Genomic DNA, 3,159 nt, shown 5'->3' on the forward strand with positions numbered 1-3,159 from the left:
TCTCGATGCGCGACCTGGCCAGCCGGGCGGGGATCACCACGCCGACGGTGTACGCCTACTTCGGGTCGAAGAACGACATCTACGACGCCATGTTCGGCCAGGCGGCGGCCGATTTCGCGGCCCGCATGGCCGCCCCCTATCCCGACGAAGGGCCAAGGGAGAACCTGGTGGCCGGGGCCCGGCGTTTCGTCGGCTTCTGCGCCGAGGACGTGGCGCGCTACCAGCTGCTCTTCCAGCGGACCATCCCGGGCTTCGAGCCGTCTCCCGAGTCGTACGCATACGCGGTGGAGGCACTGGAGGACGCCCGCCGGCGTCTGGCCGACAACGGCATCACCGAGCCGCGACACGTGGACATGTGGACAGCGCTCGTGACCGGCCTGGTCGACCAGCAGATCTCGAACGACCCCGGGGGGGAACGGTGGATCGGCCTGATCGGGGAGACCGTCGACATGTTCCTCGCCCACTGCCTGCAGGCTCCCCGCCGCACTTCTCGCAACCCGTCCCGGGGAACGACGACGTCCCCCAGAAAAGGAGCAAGCAAATGACGACCAAGGTCGACGAGATCGGGCCCGACATCTACCGGCTATCAACGTTGGTGCCCGGGATCGGGCCCACGGGCTTCACGTTCAACCAGTTCCTCCTCGTCGACGACGAGCCCCTGTTGTTCCACACCGGCCACCGGTCGATGTTCCCGTCCGTTGCGGAGGCCATCGAGCGGGTCATGCCCATCGAGCGACTGCGGTGGATCACCTTCGGCCACGTCGAGTCCGACGAGTGTGGCGCCATGAACGAGCTCCTGGGCGCCGCTCCGCGTTCGCAGGTGGCCCACGGTGCCCTGGGCTGCATGGTGTCGCTCAACGAGATGTGCGACAGGCCGCCCCGGCCGATGGCTGATGGTGAAGTGATCGAGCTGGGAGCCAAGCGGGTCCGCCACATCGACACGCCGCATGTTCCACACGGATGGGAGGCCCGGGTCCTCTACGAGGAGGGAACGGGAACCCTCCTGTGCGGAGACCTGTTCACCCATCTGGGGGACGGGCCCGCTCTGACCGAGGACGACGTCGTAGGACCCGCTGCCGAGGCCGAGGACATGTTCCGCGCCACCTGCCTGGCTCCCTCGACTCCCGCCGCCTTGGAGCGTCTGGCCGACCTGGCCCCGAATACGCTGGCGCTCATGCACGGCTCGTCGTTCCGGGGCGACTGCGCCGGTGCCCTGAGGAACCTGGCCGCCGAGTACCAGCGGCGGATCACGGCCGCCCTCTGACCTGCGGCGCGGTAACGAGGAGAAGGGACCAGACGAGATGGCCAGCGCCCGGCAGGGACAGGTCTCTGTTCACGTCGACGCCCCTGCCGAGCGGGTGTGGTCAGTTGTTGCCGACCTCGATCGCATGGGGGAATGGAGCCCCGAGTGTTACCGCGTGACCTGGCTGGACGGGGCCCGATCACCCGCACGGCCGGGAGCCCGGTTCAAGGGGCGCAACCGGTGGGGGCCGGTGCGTTGGTCCATGACCTGTGAGGTCAAGACCTCCGACCCGGGGAGGGAGGTCTCGTGGTCGACCCTGCACGGAGACCGGGAGGTGGTGCGATGGACCTACCGCCTCGAGCCCGACGGGACCGGCACCACCGTCACGGAGTCATTCGACGTCCGATGGCTCCCGCCGTCGGCCCGCCTGTTCGAGGACGCCCTCATGGTCAACCGGGACCGCCAGAGAGAGGCCGCCATGCGCGCGACCCTCGAGCGGATCAAGGCCGCGGCCGAAGCTCCCGCCTGAGGTTCCGTCGAGAGCTGGACCGCCCCGTGCGCCGGGACTGCTCCTCATCTGGGTCGTTGGCGTCGCTCCCATCCGGGCCAGTCCGGCGGTCCGGCGCTGTGGGCGCGAATCAGGAGCGAGTCCGACAGGTACGCCACCCAGCCGACCTTGCGGCGGTCGACGACGACGTCGGCCTGCGATTCGCGTACGGCGTCCGGATCGGGCTCCGCCGAGCACAGGACCAACACGGTCCCGGGCATCGTGTCGCGAAGGGTGCGCAGAGCGGCGTCGCCGCGCATCACGGGCATCCACAGGTCGCTCACCACCGCCCCGGGCCGCAGCTGCTCGGCCATCCACACGGCCGTCGCTCCGTCGGGGGCCTCGCCCACGACCGTGATGACCCCGGTGGCCTCCAGCGCCGACCGGAGGAGATCCCGGAGCTCGGGGTGGTCGTCGGCCACGATCACCCGGAGGCGCGGGCCGCCGGTGAACGCGAGTTCCTCGTCAGTGCTCGACAGCGCTCGCAGCAAGTACGTCTCCTGAAGAGTCGATGGCATCGATCTGGTAGCGGGCGCCCCGCCCCGGCGGATCCGCGTAGGACCTGAGGCTGCCGGCGGGCACGAAGTGGATCACGTCACGCGGGTAGGCCGGGTCGTCCGGGGGGTTCGACCGCAGCACGACGTACCCGTACAGGCCCGGTCCACCGTACGAGGACCAGGTGAGCTCGGTCCCGCGGGACCCGGGCTGGACCGACAGGTCCAACTGCGCCGGGGCGGCGTGGCCGTGACCCTGTCCGGGAGGTGCGGTCGGGGTGGGGTGGGACGGTGCCGGGGGCGAAGCCGGCGTCTCGCCGCCCGACCTCGTCCCGCCGTTCGGGGGCGCGGCCGGCCGCACCGGGGACGGGGCGGGCTGCGTCGTCACCGTCGGCGCCGGTGCGTGACGGTGACCGTGGCCGAGCACCGTCAGGTGGCCGCCGTGCACCACCGCCTCCGAGTCGGGCCCGAGAGCGGTCCCGTCGGCGTCCACCTGACCATCGGTCCCGGTGCGGACGATCGTCCCGTCCGGGAGCCGGTCCCCCGGCCGCAGCGGGGTGGTTCTCCCGTCCGGGGCTATCGACTGGGCGTCGACGGCGTGGGCCACCTCGACCGCCGGTCCGGTCGGCCGGGGAGCAGTGCTGGTCCCGCCCGACACCAGGACGAATCCGGCGATCCCGGCGCCGGCGAGGGCCCCCGGCGCCAGCCAGCCCAGCCAGCCGATGGACGGCGCCCGCCGGCTCCTACGCCGGGTCGTCGCCCCCGAGGGAGCGACGGCCTCACCGGCGGGGCGAACGGAGTGCGCCATCCGGAGCCGGGCCTCCAGGTCGGCGGTGAAGTCGGGCTCCGGGCCGGCCACCGGGTCGGATGCGAGG

The 3,159-nt window shown here is 71.6% G+C and carries 5 protein-coding genes; 3 read left to right on the top strand and 2 right to left on the bottom strand.

The features are described 5' to 3' along the window. From VFW24_08740 to VFW24_08750, 3 genes are all read left to right on the top strand, one after another. Positions 1-545: TetR/AcrR family transcriptional regulator (locus VFW24_08740; protein ID HEX5266849.1), on the top strand; the 545-nt coding region annotated here is incomplete at its 5' end. Next, entirely contained in the window at positions 542-1,264 is a 723-nt protein-coding gene (locus VFW24_08745) for an MBL fold metallo-hydrolase (GenBank protein ID HEX5266850.1), read from the top strand. The genes VFW24_08740 and VFW24_08745, both read left to right, overlap by 4 nt. A 37-nt stretch (positions 1,265-1,301) precedes the next feature. Next, on the top strand, positions 1,302-1,772 hold the full coding sequence (locus VFW24_08750) for an SRPBCC family protein (protein HEX5266851.1): 471 nt from the start codon (positions 1,302-1,304) through the stop codon (positions 1,770-1,772). Positions 1,773-1,816: 44 nt separating this feature from the next. Here VFW24_08750 and VFW24_08755 read toward each other — a convergent pair whose 3' ends face one another. Both VFW24_08755 and VFW24_08760 read right to left on the bottom strand, forming a co-directional pair. Further along, complete coding sequence (locus tag VFW24_08755) at positions 1,817-2,281, bottom strand: response regulator transcription factor (GenBank protein HEX5266852.1); 465 nt, start codon at positions 2,279-2,281, stop codon at positions 1,817-1,819. Further along, positions 2,256-3,159: hypothetical protein (locus VFW24_08760; GenBank protein ID HEX5266853.1), on the bottom strand; the 904-nt coding region annotated here is incomplete at its 5' end. The genes VFW24_08760 and VFW24_08755, both read right to left, overlap by 26 nt.

The sequence above is a fragment of the Acidimicrobiales bacterium genome (assembly GCA_036273495.1).
GTDB lineage: Bacteria > Actinomycetota > Acidimicrobiia > Acidimicrobiales > JAJPHE01 > DASSEU01.

Coding starts and splice junctions, on each gene's coding strand:
- VFW24_08745 (HEX5266850.1), top strand. CDS start 542: ATGACGACCAAGGTCGACGAGATCGGGCCCGACATCTACCGGCTATCA.
- VFW24_08750 (HEX5266851.1), top strand. CDS start 1,302: ATGGCCAGCGCCCGGCAGGGACAGGTCTCTGTTCACGTCGACGCCCCT.